This window comes from Streptomyces sp. NPDC058691 (assembly GCF_042714775.1).
Lineage (GTDB): Bacteria > Actinomycetota > Actinomycetes > Streptomycetales > Streptomycetaceae > Actinacidiphila.
Genome location: NZ_JBHXSO010000040.1, coordinates 24935 through 50764 on the forward strand (window position 1 = coordinate 24935; position 25830 = coordinate 50764).

The 25830-nt window shown below is 72.0% G+C and carries 21 protein-coding genes and 2 tRNA genes; 6 read left to right on the forward strand and 17 right to left on the reverse strand.

Annotated elements, in window-relative coordinates; translation table 11 throughout:
- Positions 1-22 precede the first annotated feature (22 nt).
- The 4 genes from ACFWVC_RS25960 to ACFWVC_RS25975 form a co-directional block, all read right to left on the reverse strand.
- Positions 23-868 carry a DegV family protein gene (locus ACFWVC_RS25960; protein WP_384290763.1) on the reverse strand — a complete coding sequence of 282 codons (846 nt, stop codon included), beginning with the start codon at positions 866-868 and terminating at the stop codon, positions 23-25.
- Between the two features lie 114 nt (positions 869-982).
- A complete protein-coding gene (locus ACFWVC_RS25965; protein ID WP_384290766.1) occupies positions 983-1591 on the reverse strand; it encodes a hypothetical protein in 609 nt (202 codons plus the stop codon).
- A gap of 171 nt (positions 1592-1762) precedes the next feature.
- A complete protein-coding gene (gene leuS, locus ACFWVC_RS25970) occupies positions 1763-4627 on the reverse strand; it encodes a leucine--tRNA ligase (protein ID WP_384290769.1) in 2865 nt (954 codons plus the stop codon).
- Between the two features lie 240 nt (positions 4628-4867).
- Positions 4868-6832 carry a protease pro-enzyme activation domain-containing protein gene (locus ACFWVC_RS25975; protein WP_384290771.1) on the reverse strand — a complete coding sequence of 655 codons (1965 nt, stop codon included), beginning with the start codon at positions 6830-6832 and terminating at the stop codon, positions 4868-4870.
- A 390-nt stretch (positions 6833-7222) separates the two neighbouring features.
- On the opposite strand from ACFWVC_RS25975, the gene ACFWVC_RS25980 reads away from it, so the two are divergent.
- Together ACFWVC_RS25980 and ACFWVC_RS25985 are read left to right on the forward strand one after the other, a co-directional pair.
- On the forward strand, positions 7223-8368 hold the full coding sequence (locus ACFWVC_RS25980) for a hypothetical protein (protein WP_384290774.1): 1146 nt from the start codon (positions 7223-7225) through the stop codon (positions 8366-8368).
- Entirely contained in the window at positions 8365-9948 is a 1584-nt protein-coding gene (locus ACFWVC_RS25985) for an NADH-ubiquinone oxidoreductase-F iron-sulfur binding region domain-containing protein (RefSeq protein ID WP_384290777.1), read from the forward strand. The genes ACFWVC_RS25980 and ACFWVC_RS25985 overlap by 4 nt, the downstream gene beginning before the upstream one ends.
- A gap of 97 nt (positions 9949-10045) precedes the next feature.
- Here ACFWVC_RS25985 and ACFWVC_RS25990 read toward each other — a convergent pair.
- A tRNA-Ala gene (locus ACFWVC_RS25990) sits at positions 10046-10118 on the reverse strand.
- A 124-nt stretch (positions 10119-10242) separates the two neighbouring features.
- Between ACFWVC_RS25990 and ACFWVC_RS25995 the strand changes: the two genes are divergently transcribed.
- Complete coding sequence (locus ACFWVC_RS25995; protein ID WP_384290780.1) at positions 10243-11472, forward strand: glycosyltransferase 87 family protein; 1230 nt, start codon at positions 10243-10245, stop codon at positions 11470-11472.
- Here ACFWVC_RS25995 and ACFWVC_RS26000 read toward each other — a convergent pair.
- Positions 11469-12914 carry an MFS transporter gene (locus ACFWVC_RS26000; protein ID WP_384290782.1) on the reverse strand — a complete coding sequence of 482 codons (1446 nt, stop codon included), beginning with the start codon at positions 12912-12914 and terminating at the stop codon, positions 11469-11471. The genes ACFWVC_RS25995 and ACFWVC_RS26000 overlap by 4 nt on opposite strands.
- A 102-nt stretch (positions 12915-13016) precedes the next feature.
- On the opposite strand from ACFWVC_RS26000, the gene ACFWVC_RS26005 reads away from it, so the two are divergent.
- Positions 13017-13931, forward strand: a complete 915-nt coding sequence (locus tag ACFWVC_RS26005; protein ID WP_384290784.1) for a helix-turn-helix transcriptional regulator — start codon at positions 13017-13019, stop codon at positions 13929-13931.
- Positions 13932-13963: 32 nt separating this feature from the next.
- On the opposite strand, the gene ACFWVC_RS26010 is transcribed toward ACFWVC_RS26005, so the two are convergent.
- The 6 genes from ACFWVC_RS26010 to ACFWVC_RS26035 all read right to left on the reverse strand — a co-directional run bounded on the left by ACFWVC_RS26010 (position 13964) and on the right by ACFWVC_RS26035 (position 17900).
- Positions 13964-14036: transfer RNA gene (locus tag ACFWVC_RS26010), tRNA-Ala, on the reverse strand.
- Positions 14037-14138: 102 nt separating this feature from the next.
- Complete coding sequence (locus ACFWVC_RS26015) at positions 14139-14792, reverse strand: histidine phosphatase family protein (RefSeq protein ID WP_384290881.1); 654 nt, start codon at positions 14790-14792, stop codon at positions 14139-14141.
- The gene (rsfS, locus tag ACFWVC_RS26020; RefSeq protein WP_384290786.1) at positions 14789-15226 is read right to left on the reverse strand and encodes a ribosome silencing factor; all 438 of its coding nucleotides are present in this window, start codon (positions 15224-15226) and stop codon (positions 14789-14791) included. Before rsfS ends, ACFWVC_RS26015 begins: the two co-directional genes overlap by 4 nt.
- A 94-nt stretch (positions 15227-15320) precedes the next feature.
- The gene (locus tag ACFWVC_RS26025) at positions 15321-17087 is read right to left on the reverse strand and encodes an LCP family protein (protein ID WP_384290788.1); all 1767 of its coding nucleotides are present in this window, start codon (positions 17085-17087) and stop codon (positions 15321-15323) included.
- Between the two features lie 37 nt (positions 17088-17124).
- Entirely contained in the window at positions 17125-17706 is a 582-nt protein-coding gene (gene nadD / locus ACFWVC_RS26030) for a nicotinate-nucleotide adenylyltransferase (RefSeq protein WP_384290790.1), read from the reverse strand.
- Positions 17707-17741: 35 nt separating this feature from the next.
- Entirely contained in the window at positions 17742-17900 is a 159-nt protein-coding gene (locus ACFWVC_RS26035; protein WP_384290792.1) for a hypothetical protein, read from the reverse strand.
- Between the two features lie 147 nt (positions 17901-18047).
- On the opposite strand from ACFWVC_RS26035, the gene ACFWVC_RS26040 reads away from it, so the two are divergent.
- Complete coding sequence (locus ACFWVC_RS26040; protein ID WP_384290794.1) at positions 18048-19175, forward strand: M48 family metallopeptidase; 1128 nt, start codon at positions 18048-18050, stop codon at positions 19173-19175.
- Here ACFWVC_RS26040 and ACFWVC_RS26045 read toward each other — a convergent pair.
- From ACFWVC_RS26045 to proB, 5 genes are all read right to left on the reverse strand, one after another.
- The gene (locus ACFWVC_RS26045; RefSeq protein ID WP_384290797.1) at positions 19093-20235 is read right to left on the reverse strand and encodes a hypothetical protein; all 1143 of its coding nucleotides are present in this window, start codon (positions 20233-20235) and stop codon (positions 19093-19095) included. The genes ACFWVC_RS26040 and ACFWVC_RS26045 overlap by 83 nt on opposite strands.
- 65 nt (positions 20236-20300) lie before the next feature.
- Positions 20301-20789: a hypothetical protein gene (locus ACFWVC_RS26050; RefSeq protein WP_384290800.1), complete on the reverse strand. Its 489-nt coding sequence runs from the start codon at positions 20787-20789 to the stop codon at positions 20301-20303.
- Between the two features lie 86 nt (positions 20790-20875).
- Positions 20876-22201: a glutamate-5-semialdehyde dehydrogenase gene (locus ACFWVC_RS26055; protein WP_384290803.1), complete on the reverse strand. Its 1326-nt coding sequence runs from the start codon at positions 22199-22201 to the stop codon at positions 20876-20878.
- A gap of 67 nt (positions 22202-22268) precedes the next feature.
- On the reverse strand, positions 22269-22805 hold the full coding sequence (locus tag ACFWVC_RS26060) for a hypothetical protein (protein ID WP_384290806.1): 537 nt from the start codon (positions 22803-22805) through the stop codon (positions 22269-22271).
- 97 nt (positions 22806-22902) lie between these two features.
- A complete protein-coding gene (gene proB, locus ACFWVC_RS26065; protein WP_384290809.1) occupies positions 22903-24027 on the reverse strand; it encodes a glutamate 5-kinase in 1125 nt (374 codons plus the stop codon).
- Positions 24028-24369: 342 nt separating this feature from the next.
- On the opposite strand from proB, the gene ACFWVC_RS26070 reads away from it, so the two are divergent.
- Positions 24370-25791, forward strand: a complete 1422-nt coding sequence (locus ACFWVC_RS26070; protein ID WP_384290812.1) for a polysaccharide pyruvyl transferase family protein — start codon at positions 24370-24372, stop codon at positions 25789-25791.
- Positions 25792-25830: the final 39 nt, after the last annotated feature.

Genomic DNA, 25830 nt, shown 5'->3' on the forward strand with positions numbered 1-25830 from the left:
GCCGCGAAGCGCCCCGCCGCCTTCACAGCGGCGAGACCACCGCTCCCAGCAACCCCGGCCCCGTGTGGGCGCCGATCACCGCGCCGACCTCGCTGAGGACAAGGGTGCGCAGGGCCGGGAGCCGGGTGCGGAGGCGGTCCGCGAGACCCGCGGCCCGGTCGGCGGCGGCGAGATGGTGCACGGCGATGTCGACCGGCCGGGAGCCGGCCCGTTCGACGACGATCTCCTCCAGGCGGGTGAGTGCCTTGGACGCCGTCCGCACCTTCTCCATGAGCTGGATCCGGCCCTCGTCCAGCTGCAGCAGCGGTTTGACCGCGAGCGCCGAGCCCAGCAGCGCCTGTGCCGCCCCGATGCGGCCGCCCCGCCGCAGGTAGTCCAGGGTGTCGACGTAGAAGTACGCGGACGTGTCCGACGCGCGCTTCTCGGCCGCGGCGACGATCTCGTCGCCGGTGCCGCCCGACTCCGCGACCTCGGCGGCGCTGAGGACGGGGAAGCCGAGGGCCATGGCGACCATCGCGGTGTCCACCACCCGCACCGGCACCGGCGCGCCCCCCGCCGCGAGCCGCGCAGCGTCGTACGTCCCGGAGAACTCGGCGGACAGATGCAGGGAGACGATCTCGGTGGCGCCGGCCTCCGCCGCCGCGCGATAGGCGGCGGCGAACTCCTCGGGACTGGGCCGGGAGGTGGTGACGGGCTTGCGGCGCAGCAGGGCGCGGGCCACGGCCGGGGCCGAGACCTCGGTACCCTCTTCCAGCGCTTCGTCGCCGATGACCACCGCCAGCGGGACCACGGTGATCCGGTGCCGGGTCAGGGCCTCCTGCGGCAGGTAGGCCGTGGAATCGGTGACGATAGCGACATGGGACGACATGTGCGGGAGGTTACCCGCGCCGAAGGCCCGGCAACAGTACGGCCCCGCTGAGGTGAACGCGGGTGGGGATCCCGGTGCACGTGGGCCGGTCCGGCCGGCCCGTCGCTCCCGCGCTCACAGCCGCTTCCGCGGACGCTCCGCGGACGCGGCCGCCCCGGGGTCCGGCTCCGGCAGGCTCGCGGGCGCCCAGTGCCGCAGGGCACCCGCCTCCAGGTCGATGTCGCGCCCCAGCGCCGCGAGGTCGTCGTCGGCGAAGCGCCGGGCGCGGTCCTGGGCGGCCCAGCGCAGCGAGTCGGCGGAGTGGGTGATGCGGCGGGTGCGCTCCTCCAGTTCGCCCAGGCGCGCGGAGATGCGGGCGCGGTCCGGCTCGCGCTCCAGGAGCTTCAGCTCGGCGTCGAGCTCCGTGGCGTGTCCGCGCAGCCGCCGGAACAGCGCCACGGCCTCACCGAGCCCGGGGTCGTCCGCGGCCCGGCCGTCCAGGGCCTCACCGGTGCTGGTGACCGAGCTGCGCAACGCCAGGCGCAGTTCGGCGAGCTTCCCCGCGGGGCCCGGCTGGGTGTAGCGGCGGGCCTTGAGACCGGTCTCCTCCACGACACGCCGGGCCTCGATGCCCGTGCGCTCCACGCCGCGCCGTACCGCCCGGGCGGTCCTGACCGTGGCCACGATGCCGAGCGCGACGAAGGAGGCGAAGAGCAGCAGGATCAGGGCGACGGCGACATCCACGGCGGCTCCTTTGCCCGGTCGGCCCGATCTGCTCGATCGGCGGTATGCCCACCGTAAACGGCCGGGGGCGGATGAGGGTTCCGGGGAAACCCTCATCCGCCCCTGAGATCCGGAGATCCGCGGATCCGCAGGCCCGGCGAGCCGCAGACCCGGACCCGTACGTCAGCGACGTCAGCCCGTGACGATGTTCACCAGCTTCGGCGCCCGGACGATCACCTTGCGCACCGCCGCGCCGCCCAGGGCCGCGACGACCGCCGGGTCGGCCAGTGCCTGGGCCTCCAGGTCGGCGTCGGAGATCGCCGGCGGGACCTCCAGGCGGGCCTTGATCTTGCCCTTGACCTGGACGACGCAGGTGACGGTCTCGTCCACCACGTACGCCGGGTCGGCGACCGGCAGGTCCTCGTGCGCCAGGGACCCGTCGTGCCCCAGCCGCCGCCACAGCTCCTCGGCGATGTGCGGGGCCAGCGGCGCGATCAGCAGCACCAGGGGCTCGGCGACCGAGCGCGGCAGGGCGCCGCCCGCCTTGGTCAGATGGTTGTTCAGCTCGGTGATCTTGGCGATGGCCGTGTTGAAGCGCAGGCCCTCCAGGTCCTGGCGGACGCCGTCGATCGCCTTGTGCAGGGCCCGCAGGGTGTCGTCGTCCGGCGCGGCGTCGGTCACCGTCACCTCGCCCGTCGCCTCGTCGACGACGTTGCGCCACAGCCGCTGCAGCAGCCGGTACTGGCCGACCACGGCGCGGGTGTCCCACGGCCGGGAGACGTCCAGCGGCCCCGTCGCCATCTCGTACAGGCGCAGGGTGTCGGCGCCGTACTCGGCGGCGATCTCGTCCGGTGTGACGGCGTTCTTCAGGGACTTGCCCATCTTGCCCAGCTCGCGCTTGACCTGCTCACCGCCGTACCAGTAGTCGCCGTCCCGCTCCTCGACCTCGACGGCCGGGACCGGGAAGCCGCGGCTGTCGCGGTAGACGTACGCCTGGATCATGCCCTGGTTGAACAGCTTGTGGAACGGCTCCACGGACGAGACGTGCCCCAGGTCGAACAGCACCTTGGACCAGAAGCGCGCGTACAGCAGGTGCAGCACGGCGTGCTCGGCGCCGCCGACGTACAGGTCGACGCCGCCGTGCGGCTGCCCCTCCCGCGGGCCCATCCAGTACTGCTCGATCTCGGGGTCGACCAACTGCCGGTCGTTGTGCGGGTCCAGGTAGCGCAGCTCGTACCAGCAGGAACCCGCCCAGTTGGGCATGGTGTTGGTCTCGCGGCGGTAGCGGCGCACGCCCCGGCCGTCGCCCAGGTCCAGGTCGACGTCGACCCACTCCTGGTTGCGGGACAGCGGGGTCTCCGGGACGGTGTCGGCGTCGTCCGGGTCGAAGGTGCGCGGCGAGTAGTCCTCGACCTCGGGCAGCTCCAGCGGCAGCATCGAGTCGGGCAGGGCGTGGGCGACGCCGTCCTCGTCGTAGACGATCGGGAAGGGCTCGCCCCAGTAGCGCTGGCGGCTGAACAGCCAGTCGCGCAGGCGGTAGTTGACGGTGCCCTGGCCGATGCCGCGCCGCTCCAGGTGGCCGATGATCCTCCGCTTGGCCTCGGTGACCTCCAGGCCGTTCAGGTCGATCTCGTCGTTGGCGGAGTTGATCGCCGGACCCTGGCCGGTGTACGCCTCGCCCTCCCAGCCCTCCGGGGGCCGGACGGTGCGGACGATGGGCAGGTCGAAGACGGTCGCGAACTCCCAGTCGCGCTCGTCCTGGCCGGGGACGGCCATGATCGCGCCGGTGCCGTAGCCCATCAGCACGTAGTCGGCGACGAAGACCGGGATACGGGCGCCGGTCACCGGGTTCACCGCGTACGCGCCGCTGAAGACGCCGGTCTTGTTCTTGCCCTCGGTCTGCCGCTCGACATCCGACTTGGCCTGGGCCTGCTTGCGGTAGGCCGCGACCGCCTCGGCCGGGGTGTCCGCGCCGCCGGTCCAGACGTCCTTGGTGCCCTCGGGCCACGCGGCCGGCACCACGGTGTCGACCAGGGGGTGCTCGGGGGCCAGCACCATGTAGGTGGCGCCGAACAGGGTGTCGGGACGCGTGGTGAAGACGGTGATCGGGCCGGCGTCGTGGCCGCCCTGGCCCTCGACGGCGAAGTCGACCTTGGCGCCCTCGGAGCGGCCGATCCAGTTGCGCTGCTGCAGCTTGATCGCCTCGGGCCAGTCCAGGGCGTCCAGGTCGGCCAGCAGGCGGTCCGCGTAGGCGGTGATGCGCATCATCCACTGGCGCAGCTTGGCCTTGAAGACGGGGAAGTTGCCGCGCTCGGAGCGGCCGTCCGCGGTGACCTCCTCGTTGGCCAGGACGGTGCCCAGGCCGGGGCACCAGTTGACCGGGGACTCGGAGGCGTAGGCCAGCCGGTACTCACCCAGGACGCCGTCGCGCTCTGCGGGGCTCAGCTCCGCCCAGGCGCGCCCGTCGGGCGTGTCGCGCGCGCCCTTCTCGAACTGCTCGACCAGCTCGGCGATGGGGCGGGCGCGGCCGGCCTCCTCGTCGTACCAGGAGTTGAAGATCTGCAGGAAGATCCACTGGGTCCAGCGGTAGTAGCCCGGGTCGATCGTCGCGAACGACCGGCGCTTGTCGTGGCCCAGGCCCAGCCGGCGCAGCTGCGACCGCATGTTGTTCATGGCGGCCTCGGTGGTGACCCGGGGGTGCTCACCGGTCGCCACGGCGTGCTGCTCGGCGGGCAGGCCGAAAGCGTCGAAGCCCAGGGTGTGCAGCACATTGTGGCCGGTCATGCGCTGGAAGCGGGCGAAGACGTCGGTAGCGATGTAGCCCAGGGGGTGGCCGACGTGCAGACCCGCACCCGAGGGGTACGGGAACATGTCCATGATGAACTTCTTGGGCTTGGCCAGCTCGCCGTTCCCGGCCAGGTCGCCGGTGGGGTTGGGCGCGGCGAAGGTCTGGTTCTCGTCCCAGAAGTCCTGCCAGCGGCTCTCGATGTCGGCGGCCAGCGCGGCCGTGTAGCGGTGGGGCGCGGCGGCCTCTGCGGCGGGGGTGGTCTCGCTCATCGTCCTTCGTACTCCATCGCTGTCATGACGGCCTGCGGCCCGGCCGTACGGGGTGTCTGCCTGCGGAAACGAAAAAGCCCCTCGCACAGGAGGGGCGCCGCACTGACATCGGTCCTGGTCAGCGCGGCTTGCTAAGCAGAAGGCGTACGGCATGCATGCGGTCAGGTTACCGCAGAGCGGGAAGGGCCCGCACCGAGGTTCCCCCCGGTGCGGGCCCTTCCGCGCCGCTTCAGGCCATGCTCAGCGGTGGTGGCGCGGCTTGTACGAGTCGAGGTAGCCGCGCGCCGGGGTGCCGACGCCGGTCACGTCGTCGTAGCCGACGACCGCGGACAGCGAGCTGTCCTTGCCGAGGCTGCGGAGCGAGGTGAGCGTGCCGTCCGCCGTGTCGACGCCGTTGGCGAAGTCCACGCGGACCACCGCGAGGTCCTGGCCGCGGCCCAGCGGGTGGTCGGTGACGTCGTGGTACGCACCGGTGCCGTAGCGGTCGTAGATCAGCGGGTTGGCGAAGCCGATCGGCACACCGTGCCGGGCCTGCTGCGCCAGCGCCTGGACGCCCGCGATCACCGGCGCGGCGAGCGAGGTGCCGCCGATCCGGTACTCGCTGTACTGGAGGGACCCGTCGGGGAACGCCTGGGTCTGGCCGACCAGGAAGCCGGTGTTCGGGTCGGCGACGGCCGAGATGTCGGGCTCGACGCGCTGCTTGACCGTGCCGCCGTTGGCCAGGGCGAGCGAGTTGGGAACGACGCCGCGCTGGTAGAAGGGCTGCGCGTAGAGCTTGCTGGTGCCGCCGCCCGCACCGGAGGTGTAGGCGCCGGGGAAGGCGGTCCAGCTGGAGCCGTCGGCGGCCAGCGTCGCCTTCAGCGTGCCCCAGCCGGTCTCCCACTGGTACTTGTCGCCCTTGCCGACGGCGAGCGCGGTGCCGCCGACGGAGGTGACCCAGGGGGAGTTGGACGGGGTGTCGACCTGCTTCACGCCGTGCGCCGCGACGTTGTCGCCCGCGTCGCCGGAGGAGAAGTAGAAGCCGATGCCCTCGACCGCGCCGATCTGGAAGATCTGGTCGTACGCGGCGGCGATGTCCGGGGTCTCATTGGTCTCGATGTCGCCCCAGGAGTTGGAGACGATGTCGGCGAGCCGGTGGTCGACGATCTTGCCGAGCGCGTCGAGCAGGTCGTCGTCCGTGCAGGAGGAGGCGCCGACGTAGGTGATGTCGGCCGCCGGGGCGACCGCGTGCACCGCCTCGACGTCCAGGGTCTCCTCGCCGTACCAGCCGGACGCGTCGCACTCGTCCGGGCCGGTGAAGCGGTAGTCGGCCGGCAGGACCTGGGAGAACTGGCCGCGCTTGTAGGACGCGTCGCCGTTGCGCGCCGCGTACTTCTTGGCGTCGGCGGCGATCGTCGGCGAGGCGAACGCGTCGGTGATGGCGACGGTGACGCCCTTGCCGTTGTACGAGCCCGCTCCATAGGCGGCGCGCAGCTGCTTGCCCGTGTAGCCCTTGATGGCGTACGGGGCGTGCGTGCCGTAGGCGACCGGCAGGTGCTTGTCGGTGTTCGACCCGTAGTAGGAGGAGAACGGGCCGGAGTTCTTGAAGACGGCACCGGGCGGCGGGAGCGTGTCCTGGTGCTGGGCGCGCCGCGGGGAGTTGTCCAGGCCGGTGACCGTGAGGACCGCGCCGCTCAGGGAGGCGGGGACCGAGGCGGTGCCGACCGGGGCGCGGTAGGTCTTCGAGCCCTTGCTGTAGTTGTGCAGCTGGGTGCCGAAGGCCTTCTCGGCGGCGGAGACGTCGCCGGTGACGGTCAGGTAATGGTCCGCCACACCGGTGACCTTCAGGCCGGACGACTCCAGCCACGCGCTGGTCTCGGAGACCTGCTGCTTGGTCGCACCGAAGCGGGCCTTGGCCTGCGCGGCGGTCAGGAACAAGCCGTACGAGGCGGAAGCCGGGTCCGACACCGCCTGGGCGTAGGCGGCGAGGCCCTTGGCGTCACGCCCGGCCAGGTACACCCGGAGGGTGACCTTGTTCGCATCCGAGGTGGCGCCCTTGTCGGCCTTGGACGTCGCCCAGACCGGCTTGCTGCCGGCCAGGGTGTGACGCCCGTGCGAGGCGTCGGCCTGAGCCGTGGGTATGCCCATCGCCAGTGCACCGGCGACCAGCGGCAGTGCCGCTGCCAGGGCCAGACCGGCCCGCTTTCTGGAGCGAGTGGAGCTCATGTAACCCCCTGCTGTGTGAAGTTCTGGCGGACATACGGTGCGCCGGGACCGCTCACGCACCTGGACCGCCTCGTCACTCTCGCGGTGAACGGCTCATGTCAGGGACATGCGTTCACCAAGAAGGGGCCAAGGAAGCCTTACGAAAAGGCAATTGGGGAGGCATAAGGGTTCGGAATGCGGACATATGGAGTCGGAGACAGGACGCGGCCGACCCAAACCCGTGAGAACGAGAGGGAATCAGGGAGAACCCGGGAGAACCGGACCGGATACGGCCGCGCACGTTCACCGAACGGCGCCCGAACAAACCAACGTTAGCAGTTTGTAATGATCCGCATCCCGGGTTGTCGAAAGACGATCGAAGTGGGTACCCGCCCGGGTTAGCGTCAGCGCATGCGCAACAACCGTCAGTCCTCCGACAGTCGCCGGAACCCCCCGCTCCCGGCGAGCGCCACACTGTCCGGGGCTCTCCGCACCGCACGGTCGCCGCGTGTCTGGGCGACCGCCGGTACCGCTGCCGCTCTGCTCGTCCTGGCCTTCACCGCGGGCCCTGCCCTGCGCGCGTTCCTGGACTTCGGCGCCGGCGTCCTCACCCTCGTCTCGCTCAGCTGCACCGTCATATGGGGCCTGGTGTCCACCGACACCGTCTTCCTGGGCCCCCGCGAGCGGCTGGTCACCCAGGGCATCCACCGCGCTCTGGGCGTCGCCGCCATCGGTTTCCTGATCCTGCACGTGACGACGAAGGTCGTCGAGGTCCGCGTCACCACCGCGGGCGCCTTCCTCCCGCTCGGCGTCACCGGCCGGGACGGGCTCATCTCGCTCGGCGTGCTGGCCGCCTACCTGATGATCCTCGCCGCCGCCACGGGCGCGATGCGCAGCATCTTCGCCGCCAAACGCCACCCCGTGCGCTGGCGCATCCTGCACGGCATGGCGTACGCGTCGTGGTGCGCCGCCCTGGTCCACGGACTGGAGTCCGGCCGGGCGGCCAAGCCCTGGGTGATCATCGCCTACATGGTCTGCCTGGTCGGCGTCGCCATCGCCCTGGTGGTCCGGCTGCGCAAGGGCCGGGGCGAGTTCGTCTTCCCCGAGACCCGGGAACGTTCCGCCTCCTTCCGGAACCTGGCCCGGGGCGGGGCCGGTTCGGGCGGCCGCCGGCGTGCCGTCCGCGAGGAGAGCGGTCCCGCCCTCGCCAGCGCGTACACCGACCCACTGCCGCCGCTGCCCGGCTTCCCGGCCGCCGGCCAGTACACGCCCACCCCTCCCCCGGCACCCGACCGCGCCCTCGGCATGGATCCCGCGGCCGCCACCATGCAGCTGCCGCAGGTTCCCGCGGAGTCGCAGGCGCCGTATTCTCAGCAACCCCAGCAGTTCCAGCAGCCGTACCAGCAACAGCCCCAGCCCGGCGCCTGGGACGGCACCCCTCCTTGGGGGACCGAAGTGCCCGGCGGCGTCCAGGACACCGATCCGCTGGGAGCCGACCGGCTCCAGCCGATCTCCTGGCAGCAGTCGATGCCCGGACCTTATGAAGGACAGCGATGAACCTGCCCGCCATGCCGGACCGCTCACCCGCCCTCCGTTCGGGGGCGGGTGATGTGCTGCCCGACGTCCGCACGGTCGGGCTGCCCCGAATAACCGCGGGGTTCGACGAGGTGGAACGGCTGGACCGGGTCACGCATCTGAATGTGCACGGATCCATGCCGACCATGACCGAGGGCGAACTCCTCGACCTCGCCGAGCTGATGGGCCTGCGCGGCCGCGGCGGCGCCGGCTTCCCCTTCTACAAGAAGCTCAAGGCCGTCGGAGAGGCCGCGCGCCGCCGCGGTTCCCCCACCGCGATCGTCGTCAACGGCTGCGAGGGCGAGCCCGCCTGCCGCAAGGACGCGGTGATCCTGCGCCGGGCGCCCCATCTGATGCTGGACGGCGCCCTGCTGTGCGCCGAGATCCTGGGCGCGCGCGAGCTGGTGATCAGCGTCACCCGCGACACCAACGAGAAGTCCGTGCGCGACGCCTTGGCGGAGCGCGGCCTCGGCGCCAAGCGCGGCCGCCAGCTGCGGGCCCGCATCGTGCGCATGCCGGAGCGCTTCGTGTCCGGCGAGTCCTCGGGCATCATCTCGGCGGCCAACGGCGGTCTGCCGCTGCCGCCCGGCAAGAAGGTGAGCGCGAGCGAGTCGGGCATCGGCGGGATGCCGACGCTCTTCTCCAACACCGAGACCTTCACCCAGCTCGCCGTCGGCGCCCGCATGGGGGCCATCCGCTTCGGCTCCGCGGGCGCGCCCGGGGAGCCGGGCACCGCCATGCTGACCGTGTCGGGATCGGTGCCCCGGCAGACGGTCGTGGAGACCCCGACCGGCGTGCCCATGTCGTACATCCTGCAGATGTGCGGCGGGAACCCGGGCCAGGGCGTGCTCGTGGGCGGCTACCACGGCAACTGGATCGACCCCAACATCGCCTCGATGGTGACCATCGCCCGCGAGTCCCTGGAGGCCCACAAGGCCACCCTCGGCGCGGGCGCGCTGCTGCCGCTGGACCCGGGACTGTGCCCGCTCGGCGAGTCGCTGCGGGTCGCGCAGTGGCTGGCCGCCGAGACCGCCGGGCAGTGCGGTCCGTGCCGCCTCGGGCTGCCCCGGATGGCCGGACTGCTCCAGGACGTGCTCAACGGCGGCGGGCAGGCCGCCCTGGAGCAGCTGCGGCAGACCGCCGTGGCGGTCAAGGGGCGCGGGGTCTGCAAGCACCCCGACGGCTCCATGCGCTTCGTGATGTCCACCATCAACGCCTTCACCGACGACCTCGCGGCCCATGTGCTCGGAGGCGGCTGCGGCCGTCCCACCGTCGGTGTGCTCCCCCTGCTGAAGTCCGAGCCCTCGCCGCTGCTCGGCGGCCCCGCGAGCGGCAACGCGGCCACGGCCGCCAGCAACAAGCGGCTGGTCGTCGACTGGACGCTGTGCAAGGGCCACGGGCTGTGCGCCGGCGTGCTGCCCGAGATCGTCCGGCTGGACCGCGACGGCTACCCCGACATCGCCGGCACCCCCGTCCCGCCGCACCTGGACGCCGCGGCCCAGCGCGCGGTGGCCCGCTGCCCCGCGCTGGCCCTGCGGATGGAGGAGGGCGGGCGCCGCTGAGCGCCCGCCCGGCCCGGCGGTGGCGGCCGCCGGGCCGGGCCGGTCCCGGTCACGCGGAAGGGCCCGGTACCTGAGGTACCGGGCCCTTCACGTGAAGTGGAGCTACGGGGATTCGAACCCCGGACCTCTTGCATGCCATGCAAGCGCTCTACCAACTGAGCTATAGCCCCGCGTTGCCGTTCCTCCGGGTCCCCCCGGCGACTCGGCATACATTACACGGCGGTGGGGGCCGTTCGCCAAATCCATTCCGGTACTGTCGGCTGACCCCGACCCCGAGGACTGGAGACGGCCCCCGTGACCGCCACGCAGCGCATCGTCGACGCCCCGGCGGAACACGGCCACCGACTCCGCCGCCCCACGATCGTGGCGGCCGTCGTGTGCCTCGTCTCCTTCGCGGCGTTCTGTCTGGCGCAGCGCGCCGCGCACGTCTCGATGATCGACCTCACCGTCTACCGGGCCGAGGGATGGACGGTGCGGCAGGGCGGCGACCTGTATGCGATGCGGGTCACCCACGCGCAGCTGCCCAACACCTACCCGCCCTTCGCCGCCCTCCTCTTCACCGCGCTCACCCTCCTGCCGGCCGGGGCGGCGCGGATCGCGGTCACCTTGCTCAACCTGGGGCTGCTCGTCGCGCTCGCCTCCCTGTCGCTGCGGCTGGCCGGACCGCCCCGCCGGCTGCCCCCGGCGGCGGCCGCGCTCGGCGTCGCCGCGGTCGCGGTGTGGTCCGAGCCGGTGTGGACGACGCTGCGCTACGGGCAGATCAACCTGCTGCTCGCCGTGCTGGTGCTGTGGGACCTGACCCTGCGGCCCGGTTCCAGGGCGGCAGGCGTGGGGATCGGCATCGCCGCCGGGATCAAGCTCACGCCCGCGCTCTTCGTGGTCCTCCTCGCCGCCGGCGGGCTGGTGCTGGCGTGGCGGCGCCGGGAGCGGTGGAACAACCACCTGCGGCGGGCCTGCGTCGCCGCCGGCGTCCTCGCCGCGACGGCCGGCCTCTCCGCGCTGGTCCTGCCGCACGACTCCCGGCGCTTCTGGACGGGGGTGATGTTCTCGGCGGACCGCGCCGGGCACGGCGAGGACACCGCCAACCAGTCCCTGCGGGGGGTGCTCGCACGGGCCCTGCACACCGGTGACCCGGGGACGTGGTGGCTCGTGGTGGCCGGGCTGGTGGCGTGCGCCGGGCTCTCCGTCGCCGTCGCCGCGCTCGTCTCCGGCGCGTGGGCCTGGGCTGTGGTCTCCTGCGCGGTCACCGCGCTCCTGGTCAGCCCCGTCTCCTGGTCCCACCACTGGGTGTGGGCCGTGCCGCTCGTCGTGCTGCTCGCCCGGGTCTCGCGGGCCGGCGCCGTCGCGGCGGGGCTCGTCTTCTGCTCGTACGCGCTGTGGCTCATCCCCCACGGGGACGGCGTCGCCCGGCCCGAACTCCACCAGTCCGCCGGGCAGATGGCGCTGTCGGCGGTCTACCCCGCGGTGGGCGTCGCCTTCTTGTGCGTCGCGGCGGCGGTGGCCGTACGGCGGCTCCGGGCCTAGCCACGACGCCCCGCACGCCCCCGCAGCAGCCCCACGAGCGCGCCGAGGACGGCCGTCAGGGCGAGCGCCCAGGAGGTGAGGGCGATGGCGTGGGCGGAGGAGCCGGAGGAGGCGAGGCGGTTGAGGAAGAGCGTGCCCAAGGTGGCGACGCCGATCAGCTGGCCGAGCTGCGTGACGGTGGCGAGCAGCCCGCTGGCGTCGGCGGCGTCCTGCGGTGCCACCCTGCCGAGGGCGAGCGTGAGCGTGGGGCTGAAGGACGCGCCGAGGCCGAGGCCGATACCGAACTGGACCACGAGGAAGGACAGTTCGTGCTGGTGCCCGCCGCGCAGCAGCAGTCCCATCGCGGCGAACGAGACCGCGGCCACCAGCAGTCCGAGCGGGGCGAGCAGGCCGTGTGTACGGGCGGGCAAGCGGCGCCAGTTGAGACCGACGCCGCCGAAGGCGACGGCCGCGGCGGTGAAGGTCAGCCCGGTGCGCAGGGCGCTGAGTCCGAGGCCGCTCTGCAGGTGCAGGGCGATCGAGAACAGGAAGCCGGCGTTCAGTGCCATGGCGACGGCGATCACGACCACGGAGCGGGGCATGCCGGGGGCGCGCAGCACCCGCGCGGAGACCAGCGGCGCCCCGCCGCGGCGGGTCAGGCGGGCCTCCAGGACGGCGAAGACGGCCAGCAGCACCGCGCCGAGGCCCAGGCAGACCCAGCCCCAGAGGGGCCAGCCCTCCTCCTGGCCGAGGACGAGCGGGACGGTGAAGAGCGTCACGGCGGCGCCCAGCGTGACCAGGCCGGGCAGGTCCAGGCCGCGGCGGCGCTCCGCCGCCCCGTCGGGGTCGCGCGGGATGACCCGCGGGGCGAGGACGAGCAGGGCGATCCCGATGGGCACGTTGACCAGGAACACCGGACGCCAGCCGGTGCCGAACAGATCGGCACTCACCAGGAGACCGCCGAGGGACTGCCCGGCGGCCGCGCCGGTGGCCAGGACGGCCGAGTAGACGCCGAGGGCGCGTACCCGCCGCTCGCCGGTGAAGTTGCGCTGGATGAGGCTGAGCACCTGGGGGATCATCAGGGCCGACCCGGCGCCCTGGACCAGGCGGAAGCCGGTCAACTCCCCCGCCGACTGAGCGAGTCCGCAGGCCAGCGAGGCCGCGGTGAACAGCCCGAGCCCGGCGACGAAGGTCCTGCGGTGGCCCCACAGGTCGCCGATGCGGGCGCCGGTGATGAGCAGGACGGCATAGGAGATGGTGTAGCCGGCGACGACGAGTTGCAGGGCGGCGCCCGAGGCGTGCAGGTCGGTGCGGATGGTGGGCGCGGCCACGTTGACGATGAAGACGTCGAGCAGGGCCATGAACTGGCCGGTGAGCACGGTGCCGAGCAGCCGGCCGGCCGGTGCGCGGCCGCCTGTCCCGGCACGGGACACGGACGGGGCGGAGACAGTGGGGTTCGCCATGGCACGAGCCTGCGGGCGGCCGCGTACTGGTGCCGAGAGCCCCTGGATGCTGGTACTGACAGCACCTGGCACTCCGTACGGACCCGGTGGACGATGGGGCACATGTCCGCCGTGTCCGCTCCGCGCCGCATCGAACTCGCCGCCTTCCTGCGCAGCCGGCGCGCCCGGATCACCCCGCAGGACGTGGGCATGCCCCCGGGCCTGCGGCGCCGTACACCGGGGCTGCGGCGCGAGGAGGTCGCGCAGCTCGCCGGGGTCGGGGTGACCTGGTACACGTGGCTGGAGCAGGGCCGCCCGATCAACGCCAGCGTGCAGGTGCTGGACGCGGTGGCGCGCACACTGCGGCTGGACGTCACCGAGCGGCAGCACCTGTACCGGCTGGCGGGGGTGCCCTTCGTCCGCGAGCAGGCCGCCGAGGCGGAGGCGGTGGGCGAGGAGGTGCAGGGCATCGTCGACGCCCTGGACCCCCTCGCCGCGGTCGTCTACAACGCCCGCTACGACGTGCTGGGCTGCAACGCCGCCTACCGGTACGTCTTTCCGTCGGTGCGGCTGGACTCCCCCGGCGACCGCAATGTGCTGCGGCGGCTGTTCACCGGCCCGGCGTGCTGCTCGGCGTTCGTCAACCGGGGCGACGAACTGCCGCGCATGGTGGCGCAGTTGCGCGGCGCCTACGGCCGGCATGTGGGCGAACCCGTCTGGGAGTCGTTCATCCAGTGGATGATCCACTCGAGCGCGGAGTTCGCGCGGATGTGGGCGAGCGGGGACGTCGCGCCGCCGGGGCAGCGGATCAAGGTGATCCAGCACGCGTCGGTGGGCATCGTCCGGCTCGCCTCGACCTCGCTCGCGGTGGACGCCGTGCCGGAGCACCGGATCGTGGCCTACACCCCGGTCGACGAGGAGAGCCGGACCCGGATGGCGCGGCTGCGCGAGCTGCCCGACCCGTTGGTCGGCTGCCCCGCGCACGTGCGCCCGCTGTCGCAGCTCGTCAGGGAACGCCAAGAATCCCGCCTCCCCTGACGGGGGACGGGATCCCATGGTCGCTGTCGCTGTGGAGCTACGGGGATTCGAACCCCGGACCTCTTGCATGCCATGCAAGCGCTCTACCAACTGAGCTATAGCCCCGCTGTCCTCAGGCTTTCCGCCTGGCGAACGAGAAGAAGCTTAGCCGGTCAGGGCCGGATTCCCGAAATCGGCCCCGCGGCCCCGCGGCCCCGGCGCCGCGGTTCAGTCGTCGTCGCCGAGTACCGGCTCGGGCAGCGTGCCGGCGTTGTGCTCCAGCAGACGCCAGCCGCGGGCCCCCTCGCCCAGCACCGACCAGCACGTGTTGGACAGGCCGCCGAACGCCTCCCAGCTGTGCGGGTCGAGGCCGAGCAGCCGGCCTATCGTCGTGCGGATCGCGCCGCCGTGGCTGACCACGACGAGGATGCCGCCGTCGGGCAGCTTGTCGGCGGCCGCGAGCACCACGGGAGCGGCCCGGTCGGCGACCTCGGTCTCCAGCTCGCCACCGCCGCGCCGCACGGGTTCACCGCGCCTCCACGCCGCGTACTGCTCGGGGTGGCGGGTGGTGATCTCCTCGTGGGTCAGGCCCTGCCAGACGCCCGCGTAGGTCTCCCGCAGGCCCTGGTCGTACGTGACGTCCAGACCCGTCACGGCCGCCAGTTCGGCGGCCGTGTCGGCGGCCCGCTGAAGGTCCGAGGCGATGATCCGGTCCGGCTCCAGCGCCGCCAGCAGGCGCGCCGCGCGCTTGGCCTGGGCGACGCCCGTGGCGGTCAGCGGGATGTCCGTGGTGCCCTGGAAGCGGCCCTCCAGGTTCCAGGCGGTCTGGCCGTGCCGCCAGAAGACGATGCGCCGGCCGCGGCCGCGGGTGTGTCCGTTCAGCGCAGGTCTCCGTCCTCGTCGGCCACCGACATGGCGCGGGCGTGCTCCTCGGCCTTGCCACGGGTGGCCACGGCGTCCTTGGGCAGCTCCAGCTCCGGGCAGTCCTTCCACAGCCGCTCCAGAGCGTAGAAGACCCGCTCCTCGGAGTGCTGGACGTGCACCACGATGTCCACGTAGTCGAGCAGCACCCACCGGCCCTCGCGCTCACCTTCGCGGCGCACCGGCTTGGCGCCCAGCTCCTTGGCGAGCCGCTCCTCGACCTCGTCGACGATGGCCTTCACCTGGCGGTCGTTCGGCGCGGAGGCGAGCAGGAACGCGTCGGTGATGGCGAGAACGTCGCTGACGTCGTAGGCGATGATGTCGTGCGCGAGCTTGTCGGCAGCCGCCTGGGCGGCGGTCTGGATGAGCTCGATGGAGCGGTCCGTGGCGGTCACAGGTGCGGCTTTCCGGTCGGGGACGTCGTACCCCCAAGGGTCTCACGGACCGCGGACAGTCCCCGACCGGTTATCCGGCCGGGGACCGGGCGGCTCACTTCTTGGGCGGCGGGGTGTAGTCCTGGCCGAGCACCACCATGATGTCCGCGTTCGTCGGGACGGTGCCCTTGGTGACGGCCTTGGCGGGCAGGCGGAGGGTCTTCGCCAGCTCCTGCGCGTTCGTCTTCTGGTCGGCGGCGCCGTACACGACCTGGGAGGCGGCCTGGGTGGAGGCGGTGGTGCCGGAGACGTACGTGTAGCCGCCGCCGACGATCTGCACCTGGGCCTCGCCGGCGTTGGCGGGCACGCCAGAGCCGTTCTTCAGACCGACCCGCGGGATGCCGTCGGACGCGGTGTTGGTCACCGTGCCGCCGAGGACGTCCTTGACGATGCCGTCGGTGTCCTTCTCGCTGACGGTGCCGTCGGCCTGCACCGGGAGGGTGTCGGTCCGGTAGTCGCCGCCCTTGGCCTCCTCCGACAGCGCCGCGAGGCTGCTGCCGAGGTCCTTGGCGGTGAGCGGCGGCTCGATGACCTGGTTGAGCCCCTCGACGGTCTTGGTCGCCAGGTCCGGGTCGCTGTACATCTTCTTGAGCACGCCCTGGATCACCTGCCCGAACCGCGCCAGCTGCTTGTCCTGCGCCTCGCCGGGCCCGCGGAAGGTGGCGTAGGCGACGGCCGCCTGACCGCTCAGCTCCTGCTGCTTGCCGGGCTTGACGAGGGTCTTGCCGCCCTTCTTCTTGTCGGCCTTCACCGTGGCGTCGGTGTCGACGATGATCCCGCCGAGGGACTCGACAAGGTTGTCCAGGTAGGGGGTGTCCAGCCGCCAGGTTCCGCTGATCTTCGCGCCGAGCAGGGTCTCCAGGGCCTCGCGGGTGGGAGTGGAGCCCCCGTCGACCACCGACTTGCCGAGCGTGGTGCTGCCCCCCTCGTCGCTGCTCACGGCGAGGGAGTTGGGCAGCAGCACCGTGGTGCCCTTCTTCGTGGTCGAGTTGCTGACCAGAAGGGCCGTGGAGGTCTCGTCGCTGTCCACCGGACGCAGGTGGAGCACGATCACGTCGCGCTTCTGGCCGCCGGCGGCCTGCTGCGCGGTGCCGGAGTCACTGCCGAGCCCGGGGATCTTGCCCGCCTTGTACAGGTAGCCGACACCGCCGACGGCGGCCAGCGCCAGGACGACGACGAGGGCGACGACGCGGTTGCGGCCGCGGCGCTTGGCCTCCTCGCGCCGCTCGGTGCGGGACTCGGTGAACTTCAGCCAGTCGATGACCTCTTCGGACTCCTCGGTCTCCTCGTCGACGAAGGAGAACTGCCCGGTGGAGTAGTCCCCGTTGCCGGAGGGGCCGGGGCCGGGCGGAGCGGGCTGCGCGGGGGCCTGTACCGACGCCTGCGCGGGGCGGGCCGGCGCCTCGGGGCCGCGGTAGACGGGCTGCGGCTGCGTGTGCTGCTGCGGGTACTGCGGCTGAGGCTGTTGTTGCGGCTGCGGCTGCTGCGGCTCGTAGTACGGCTCCTGGTACTGCGGCTGCTGCGGGATCCAGCCCTGGTACTGCTGGGTCTGCTGCGCCTGCTGAGCCTGGGACTGCTGCTGGTCGTAGCCGTAGCCCTGCTGCTGCGGGTAGCCCTGCTCCTGGTACTGCTGCGGCGGCTGCGGCTGCTGCGGCTGCTGCGGCTGCCGGTCCTGGCCCTGGGCGTACGGGTCGTAGCCGTAGCCCTGCTGCTCGTATCCGTAATCGCCCTGCTGCTGTGCGTAAGGGTCCTGCGGGTAGGGGTCCGGTCCCTCCTGCTCGGGTGTTCCCTCGGCGTAGTGCCATCGGGGGTAGTCGTTCACTGGGGACCCCTCCAGTTGCCGCTGAGCCGCTGATCGATTACCGGTAGAGCCTGCGTTTGTCGATGTAGCGCACGACACCGTCGGGCACCAGATACCAGACGGGCTCCCCCTTGGCGACCCGGTGCCGGCAGTCGGTGGAGGAGATCGCGAGGGCGGGCACCTCCACCAGGGAGACGCCGCCCTCCGGGAAGCCCGGATCGGACAGCACGTGCCCGGGCCTGGTGACGCCGATGAAGTGCGCCAGGGAGAAGAGTTCCTCGGCCTCGCGCCAGGAGAAGATCTGTGCCAGCGCGTCGGCCCCGGTGATGAAGAACAGCTCCGCCTCGGGGTGGTCGGACCGCAGGTCGCGAAGCGTGTCGATGGTGTAGGTGCGGCCACCGCGCTCGATGTCGCTCCGGCTGACCGAGAACTGCGGATTCGACGCGGTGGCGATCACGGTCATGATGTAGCGGTCCTCGGCCGCCGACACCGTCTGATCGCTCTTCTGCCACGGCCGGCCGGTCGGCACGAAGACGACCTCGTCCAGCTGGAAAAGGTGTGCCACCTCGCTGGCCGCGACGAGGTGACCGTGGTGGATGGGATCGAACGTCCCACCCATCACACCGATTCGCTTCTTCATGCGGACAGACCCTACCCGTATCGCCTTCCGCGGCCTCAGCGGTCGCGGTTGAAACGGGTGGTGATGAAGAGCAGGAGCAGCAGCACGAACAGGGCGCCGCCACCGGTGAGGTAAGGGTTCAGGCTCTCGTGGTTGCCGCCGCCCTCGCCCTCGGCGAGCGTGGACAGGACGGCGGCGGTCGCGTAAGAGGTCATTCGCAGTTTCCCTTGGTGACGGTGCGTACTCTCGGCGGGCTTTGGGACTTGGGGGACATGGTACGGGCGGTACGGACGGAACTTCGCGGTGGCTCCGCGCGTCCTTCCTGTGTATGGACGGCCGAGCAGGGGAGCGGGGAGACATACATGTCCGGTCCGAATGATCCGAACGGCGTGCGGGGCGGCACGGGGGACGACGGCGACCGTCTGCCGGGACGGAACCGGCGGAGGTTCCCGGGCATCTCCTCCCGGGCGTACGAGCACCCGGCCGACCGCTCGGCTCTGGTGGCGCTGCGCAAGCTCAGCGGCTTCGACACCGTGTTCAAGGCGCTCAGCGGGCTGCTTCCGGAGCGCTCGCTGCGGCTGCTGTTCCTGTCGGACTCGGTACGGGTCGGCGAGGAGCAGTTCACCCACCTGAACGACATGCTGCGGGACGCCTGCCACATCCTGGACCTGGAGAAGGTCCCGGCCATGTACGTCACGCAGGACCCGCAGCCGAACGCGATGTGCATCGGGCTCGACTCCCCGATCATCGTCGTCACCACCGGCCTGGTGGAGCTGCTGGACGAGGAGGAGATGCGGGCCGTCGTGGGCCACGAGGTGGGCCACGCGCTGTCCGGTCACTCCGTGTACCGCACGATCCTGCTCTTCCTCACCAGCCTGGCCCTGCGGATCGCCTGGATCCCGCTCGGCAACGTCGCGATCATGGCGATCATCACCGCCCTGCGCGAGTGGTTCCGCAAGTCGGAGCTGTCCGCGGACCGTGCCGGGCTGCTGGTCGGCCAGGACCTGCAGGCGTCCATGCGCGGCCTGATGAAGATCGCCGGCGGCAACCACCTGCACGAGATGAACGTGGACGCGTTCTTGAAGCAGGCCGAGGAGTACGAGGAGTCGGGCGACCTGCGCGACTCCGTGCTGAAGATCCTCAACGTGCTGCCGCGCAGCCACCCCTTCACCACGGTGCGCGCCGCGGAGCTGAAGAAGTGGGCCGCCTCCCGCGACTACCAGCGCCTGATGGACGGCCACTACCCCCGGCGCAGCGAGGACAAGGACACCTCGGTGTACGACTCCTTCAAGGAGTCGGCGAACCACTACGCCGACACGGTGAAGAGCAGCAAGGACCCCCTGATGAAGCTGCTGACCGACATCGGCTCGGGCGCCGGCGACATCGGCGGCAAGCTGCGGGACCGGTTCACCGGCTCGGCGGCGCAGGGTTCGCAGGGGTCTCAGGACTCTCCGAAGGACGCGCCGCCGGACTCCCCTGCTGCGGACTGACGCCCGGACCGGCGAGCGACCCGGGGGCCAGCACACCGCACACCGAGGTGATGTGGTGCCGGTGGTCGTACGGGTCGACGCCGGCCTGTGCCTGGGCGCGCTCCCCGGCCAGCAGCGGCTCGAAGCGCTTGGCCGGCTCGGACCCGCAGGACAGCGGTCCGGCCTCGACATCGGCCTGCAGCAGCTCCACATGGCTGTCGCGCAGGTCCTGGCGGTCGAAGCGGATGCGCAGCGCGCGCCGCACGGTGAACAGCGAGGGCTCGCGGCTCCCGGTGTCCGCGCGCACGGCGTAGACCATGGTGTGGTCCGTGAGGACCTCCAGGGCGTCGTCGGCGGTCTCCATGACGGCCATGGTCCCCGCGACCCGCACCTGCTTGTCCGCGAGGTCTATACGGCTGGGGTCCAGGCGCACCAGCCAGCCCGTGGCGGCGTGCCGCCCGTCGTCGGCCGGGGCGGTCAGGCTGCGGTCGAACTGCACCCGCTGCCCGGGGTCCAGCATGCCCCGGACCGTCCTCACGTCGCCGCCGGTCAGGGCCGCGGGGTTGACGGCCGAGGCCCAGAGGTACTCCTTGGCCAGGGTCAGCGCCTGCGTGACCTGGCTCTCGCCGAAGTGCGGGGTGCTGAACGAGGCCGGCAGGGTGAAGCCGTCGCTGCCGATCCGGTAGCCCTCGGCCGCGGTGCCGGCGAAGGGCTCCGTGCGGTCCGCGGCGGGTACCGCGCCGGTCGGGGCGAGCGGGACCAGGGTGATCCGCAGCGGCTGGGCGACGGGCTCGGGGGCCTGCGCGTAGGGATTGCGGACGCCGAGGTAGATGGCGGTGCCGAAGGCGACGGCGATCAGGACCACCAGGACCAGTGCCTGGCGGGTGGCCCCGCCCCTGGACCAGAAGCGCCGGGTGCGGACCGCGCGGGCCGAGCCGTCCAGACGCTCACGGGCCGAGTACTCCTGTATCCGGGCAGCACGGACGAACGATTCGTCGAACACGACGGATCGGTACTCGTCGTCGCCGCTTCCCGGGGAGCCCTCGGGAATACCCTCAGGTGGGTCACCAGGCCCGGTCATACAACAAGCGTAGGTCTGTCAGGGCTCTTTAAAACGTCCAGGTGCGAGACAACTTCTCTCGGCGCTCAGGGCGTTGGGCTGACCACTACGGGGGGCATCGAGGGCGCGCCGATACGGCCCGTCGGGGAGGGCGGGACGGCCGGCTGGCGACTGCCTCCGCCGGCTCCCCGGTAGACCGCGGCGAAGGTCAGCGCGACCACTCCGATCCCCATGACGACGGCCAGCAGCCAGGCCACCATGCGGTGCCAGCGGCCGTGGCCGCGGTAGGGGCGGCGCTGGGCGTAGAGCTCGTCGTACTCGTCGTCCTCCGCGGTGCGGTCCGCGCTCTGCTCGTACGGGGCGGAGCCGTCCTCGACGCTGACGAGACGGGTCCGGGAGGCCTCGGCCTCGGCCTGTGCGGTGGCGGCGGCGAGCATGCGCTCATGGGCGCTGGGCTCGTGGAAGGCCGCCGCACGTATGAAGGCCTCGTCGAACACCACGGACGCGAATTCGTCATCCGCGCCACCGTGGTCGTCGCCGTCCGGGAACGGCTTGCCCCCCAGGTCGTCCGGCACCCGTCCAGAATAGGGCCGATGACGCGGATTGGGCAGGCCGCCGGGGAAAGTCCGCCACGAAGTGGGTACGTCCCTGTGCCCGGCCCTCAGCCCCGGGTCTGGCCGTCGCCGGTGATGACGTACTTGGTCGAGGTCAGCTCCGGCAATCCCATGGGGCCGCGGGCGTGCAGCTTCTGGGTGGAGATGCCGATCTCCGCGCCGAAGCCGAACTGCCCGCCGTCGGTGAAGCGGGTGGAGGCGTTCACCGCGACCGCGGCGGAATCCACCAACTGGGTGAACCTGCGGGCGGCGGGCTGCGAACCGGTGACGATCGCCTCGGTGTGCCCGGAGGACCACAGCCGGATGTGCGCCACCGCGGCGTCCAGGGAGTCCACGACGGCCGCGGCGATGTCGTGGCTCAGGTACTCGGTCTCCCAGTCCTCCAAGGTGGCCGGGACGACGGTCGCCTTGGTGCCGGACTTCTCCGCGACGTCGCGGACGCGCTCGTCGGCGTGCACGGTGACCCCGGCCGCGGCCAGCGCGTCCAGGGCGCGCGGCAGGAACTCGCCCGCGATGTCCTGGTGCACCAGGAGCGTCTCGGCGGCGTTGCAGACGCTGGGCCGCTGCGCCTTGGAGTTGACCAGGATCCGCACCGCCATGTCGAGGTCGGCCTGCGCGTCCACGTACACATGGCAGTTGCCCGTGCCGGTCTCGATCACCGGGACGGTGGACTCCTCGACCACGGAGCGGATCAGCGAGGCGCCGCCGCGCGGGATGAGCACGTCGACCATGCCGCGGGCGCGCATCAGCTCGCGCACCGACTCCCGGCTCTCGCCCGGCACCAGCTGGATCACGTCGGCCGGCAGCCCGGCACCGCCGACCGCGTCGCGCAACACGGTGACCAGGGCGGTGTTGGAGTGGTACGCCGAGGAGGAGCCGCGCAGCAGCACCGCGTTGCCGGACTTCAGGCACAGGGCGGCGGCGTCCACGGTGACGTTCGGACGAGCCTCGTAGATGATGCCGACCACGCCGAGCGGCACCCGGACCTGCCGCAGGTCGAGCCCGTTGGGCAGCGTCGACCCGCGGACGACCTCGCCCACCGGGTCGGGCAGCCCGGCCACGTCCCGCACGTCGGAGGAGATGGCGCGGACGCGCTCGGGGGTGAGGGTGAGCCGGTCGACGATGCCGTCCGCGGTCCCGGCGGCGCGGGCGCGCTCGACGTCGAGCGCGTTGGCCTCGACGATCTCCTTGGTGCGCACCAGGAGGGCGTCGGCGATCGCCAGCAGCGCGTCGTCCTTGGCCGCGCGCGGCAGCGGCGCGAGGTCGGCGGCGGCGGACCGGGCGCGGTAGGCGGCCTGCAGGACCGGGGACGCCGGCCACGGTGAGGGCAGGGAGGCGGCGAGGTCGTCGTTGCTGTGGCTGCGGCTGCTCATAGCCGTCAGCGTACGGTGTGGGCACCCCTCTGGGGGGTGTCTTTCCAGCCGGTGAGACCCGGACGGTTCAGTACGGGTGCACGCCGACGGGAGCGGCGGGCGGCGGCCCATAGCCCTCGGCGATGCGCTGGTGGTAGGTGTCGCGGCCGATGACCTCCAGGCCGACCGTCTCCCAGGGCGGCAGCTTCGCGGAGGCCCGGTGCTCGCCCCACAGCCGCAGGGCGATGGCGGCGGCGTCGTGCAGGTCGCGGGCCTCCTCCCAGTACCGGATCTCGGCGTGGTCGGCCGCGTACCGGCTGGTCAGCAGGAAGGGGTGGTCGTTGGCCAGCTGCTCCAGGGCGCGCCGCACCTCGGCCAGCGGCGCTTCGGGGCCGGAGACGCTGAGCGTGACGTGCCACAGCCGGGAGGCGGTGCGCTCCTGAGGCGGCGGCTGCTGCTGGGCCCGCTGGGATGCCGGGTGGGCCTGCGGTGCGCTCTCGTCGGCCGCCACGCTCACCAGTGTCCGCTCCGCCGTCCCGCGGGACGACGATGCCCCTGGGCGCCCTCGTCTCACCGGCGGCCTCCCTGTCGTCACCTGTCGTCCCTGTGGGTCACTGGGGGCCACTGCGGGTCCCTGCCGAATTCCTTCTCCGTATTCAAAGTTCAGCAGTCGGCGGGCGGCCGCGGGGGCGTTTTCACGAAGTAACCACGAAGGGGGCTGCCTAGGGGTGCAGGAGTACGAGGTCGTCGCGGTGCACGACTTCCCGCTCGTACGCGGGGCCGAGTTCGCGGGCCAGCTCGCGGGTGGAGCGGCCGAGCAGCCGGGGCAGTTCCCTGGCGTCGAAGTTCACCAGTCCGCGCGCCACGGCATGTCCCGAAGCGTCGCGCAACTCGACCGGGTCGCCTGCCGAGAAGTCGCCCTCGATGGCCGCGATGCCGGCCGGCAGCAGCGACGTACGGCGCTTGACGACGGCCTGGACGGCGCCGTCGTCGAGGATGAGCGCGCCGAGCGGGGTGGAGGCGTGGGCCAGCCAGAGCAGGCGGTCGGCGGACCGCTTGCCGGTGCGGTGGAAGAGGGTGCCGGTCGGCCGCCCGGCGAGCGCGTCCGCGGCCTGCGAGGCGGAGGTGAGCACCACGGGGATCCCGGCCCCGGCGGCGATCCGCGCCGCCTCGACCTTGGTCACCATGCCGCCGGTACCGACGCCGGCCTTGCCCGCGCTGCCGATGGAGACGCCTTCGAGGTCCTGCGGGCCGTGCACCTCGGAGATGCGGGAGGTACCGGGGGTGCTCGGGTCGCCGTCGTAGAGCCCGTCGACGTCGGAGAGCAGCACCAGCAGGTCGGCCCGGACGAGGTGGGCGACCAGGGCCGCCAGGCGGTCGTTGTCGCCGAAGCGGATCTCGTCCGTTGCCACCGTGTCGTTCTCGTTGACGACCGGGACGGCGCCCATGGCGAGCAGCTTGTCCAGGGTCCGGTACGCGTTGCGGTAGTGGGCCCGGCGGCTCATGTCGTCGGAGGTGAGCAGCACCTGCCCGACGCGCACGCCGTAACGGGCGAAGGAGGCGGTGTAGCGGGCCACCAGCAGGCCCTGGCCCACGCTGGCGGCCGCCTGCTGCCGGGCGAGGTCCCGCGGGCGCCGGTCCAGGCCCAGGGGCGCCAGGCCGGCCGCGATCGCGCCGGAGGAGACCAGCACGATCTCCCGTTCCGTGCCGTGCGCCTTGGCGACCACGTCCACCAGGGCGTCGACGCGGTCGGCGTCCAGGCCCCCGGCCGCCGTCGTCAGCGACGACGAGCCGATCTTGACCACGACCCTGCGGGCGTCCACCACGTCCTGCCTCGCGCTTGCCACGTGCATCCTCGCGTCTCACACCGTTGCGACCGGCTCCGGGCTCCGGGCTGGCTCCTGGCTTCCCGGCACCGCAATCTACGCGAGCGGGGCGGTCGGGCGCCTTCCCGTTCCGCAGGGCGGACAGGGGACGGCAACTGCCGAACAGGCCCCCTTGAGCCGCTGGGCTGACGGGTCGTCAGAGAGTTGCATACGTAGGCCATCCATTTTCAGTTTACTTTCATGATGACTTGCCTTTACTCACCCTTCACCTCGGGTTACGCTGTCCGCCGCACCCACGACTCCGGTAGTCGGCCTGGTGCCTCATCACAGGTCCTTCGACTTCCGCGGGGAGAACTGCCGCCCATGAAGAGAATCCTGCTGCGTTCCGGCAAGAGCCCGTTCGACGTCGTCTCCCACGAACAGGCGATGCACCGGAACGTCATCGGCACGAATTCCGGGAATCTCATCTTCAGCGACGCGGCGCACAAATTGCTGCTGACCCCGGAAACCGAAGTCGTCTCCACCAACCGCTTCACGGTGGACCCGGCGGAGGCCGGACGTATCAACGAGGAATTCGACGCATTCGTCGTCCCGCTCGCGAACGCTTTCCGGCCCTCATTCGCGAAGCAGTTGAACACGCTCTCCAAACTGATAGAGCAGCTGACCATACCCGTGGTCGTACTCGGCGTCGGCGCCCAGGCGACGGTGACCTACGACACCGCCCGGCTCGCCGGCATCGAGCGGCCGGTGAAGCGCTTCGTGAAGGCCGTGCTCGACCGGTCCGCCTCCATCGGCGTGCGCGGCGAATGCACCGAGCGGTACCTCAAGGGACTCGGTTTCCGCGACGTCGACGTCATCGGCTGCCCTTCGATGTTCCTGTACGGCGACCACTTCGCGGTCGAGAAGAAGGCGGCCGGGATCGGTCCGGACTCCCGCATCGCCGTCAACGGCTCGCACGACGCGCTGCGTACGGGCCACCTGGGCACCGTGATGGACGCCGCCATCGACCGCTACCCGGACCTCACCTACGTCGCCCAGAACCTTACGGACGCCGAACTCCTCTACTGGGGCGACGTCTCCGACGCCGCCGGGCTGCACCAAGCAGTGCCCGCGCACCGGACGCACCGGCTGCTGCGGGAGAACAAGGTGCGGATCTACGTCGACCCGGTGACCTGGATCGACGACCTCCGCCAGTACGACTACTCCTTCGGCGGCCGCATCCACGGCAACATCGCGGCCCTGCTCGCCGGCACGCCCGCCACGGTGCTCTGCCACGACTCCCGCACCCTCGAGCTCTGCCGCTACTTCGGCATCCCGCACCTGCGCGCCACGGACGTCACCCCCGACCTCGACCCGGCGATCCTGTACGAGAAGGCCGACTTCGGCGAGCTGCTGAACGACCACAAGGTGCGGTTCGGCCGCCTCACCGCCTTCCTGGACAGGAACGGCCTGCAGAACACCTACAGCCACGGCGACCGGGGCGCCGCCTTCGAGTCGCGCATGGCCTCGCTCTCCTTCCCGCCGGCGATCGAGGCCTGGCAGGGCGAGGAGTACGGGCGCCTGGGGTACCGGATCGGCTGGCTCAAGCACCACACCGACCGGGCGCGGCAGGAGCAGCAGGCGACGGCTCGGCTCATGGCGGAGTCCGCGGCGCGTACCGCCCAGCTGGAGGCCCGGATCGAGCTGCTGGAGAAGCGGCTGGTCTCCGTGCAGGGCCGCAGTGCGGTGCGCCGGGCACGGCGCGCCATGCGCCCGGTGAAGAAGATGTTCAACGGCCTGAGCTGATACCCCGGTACGGCGAACGGCGGCCGCGGTCCCTCGGGA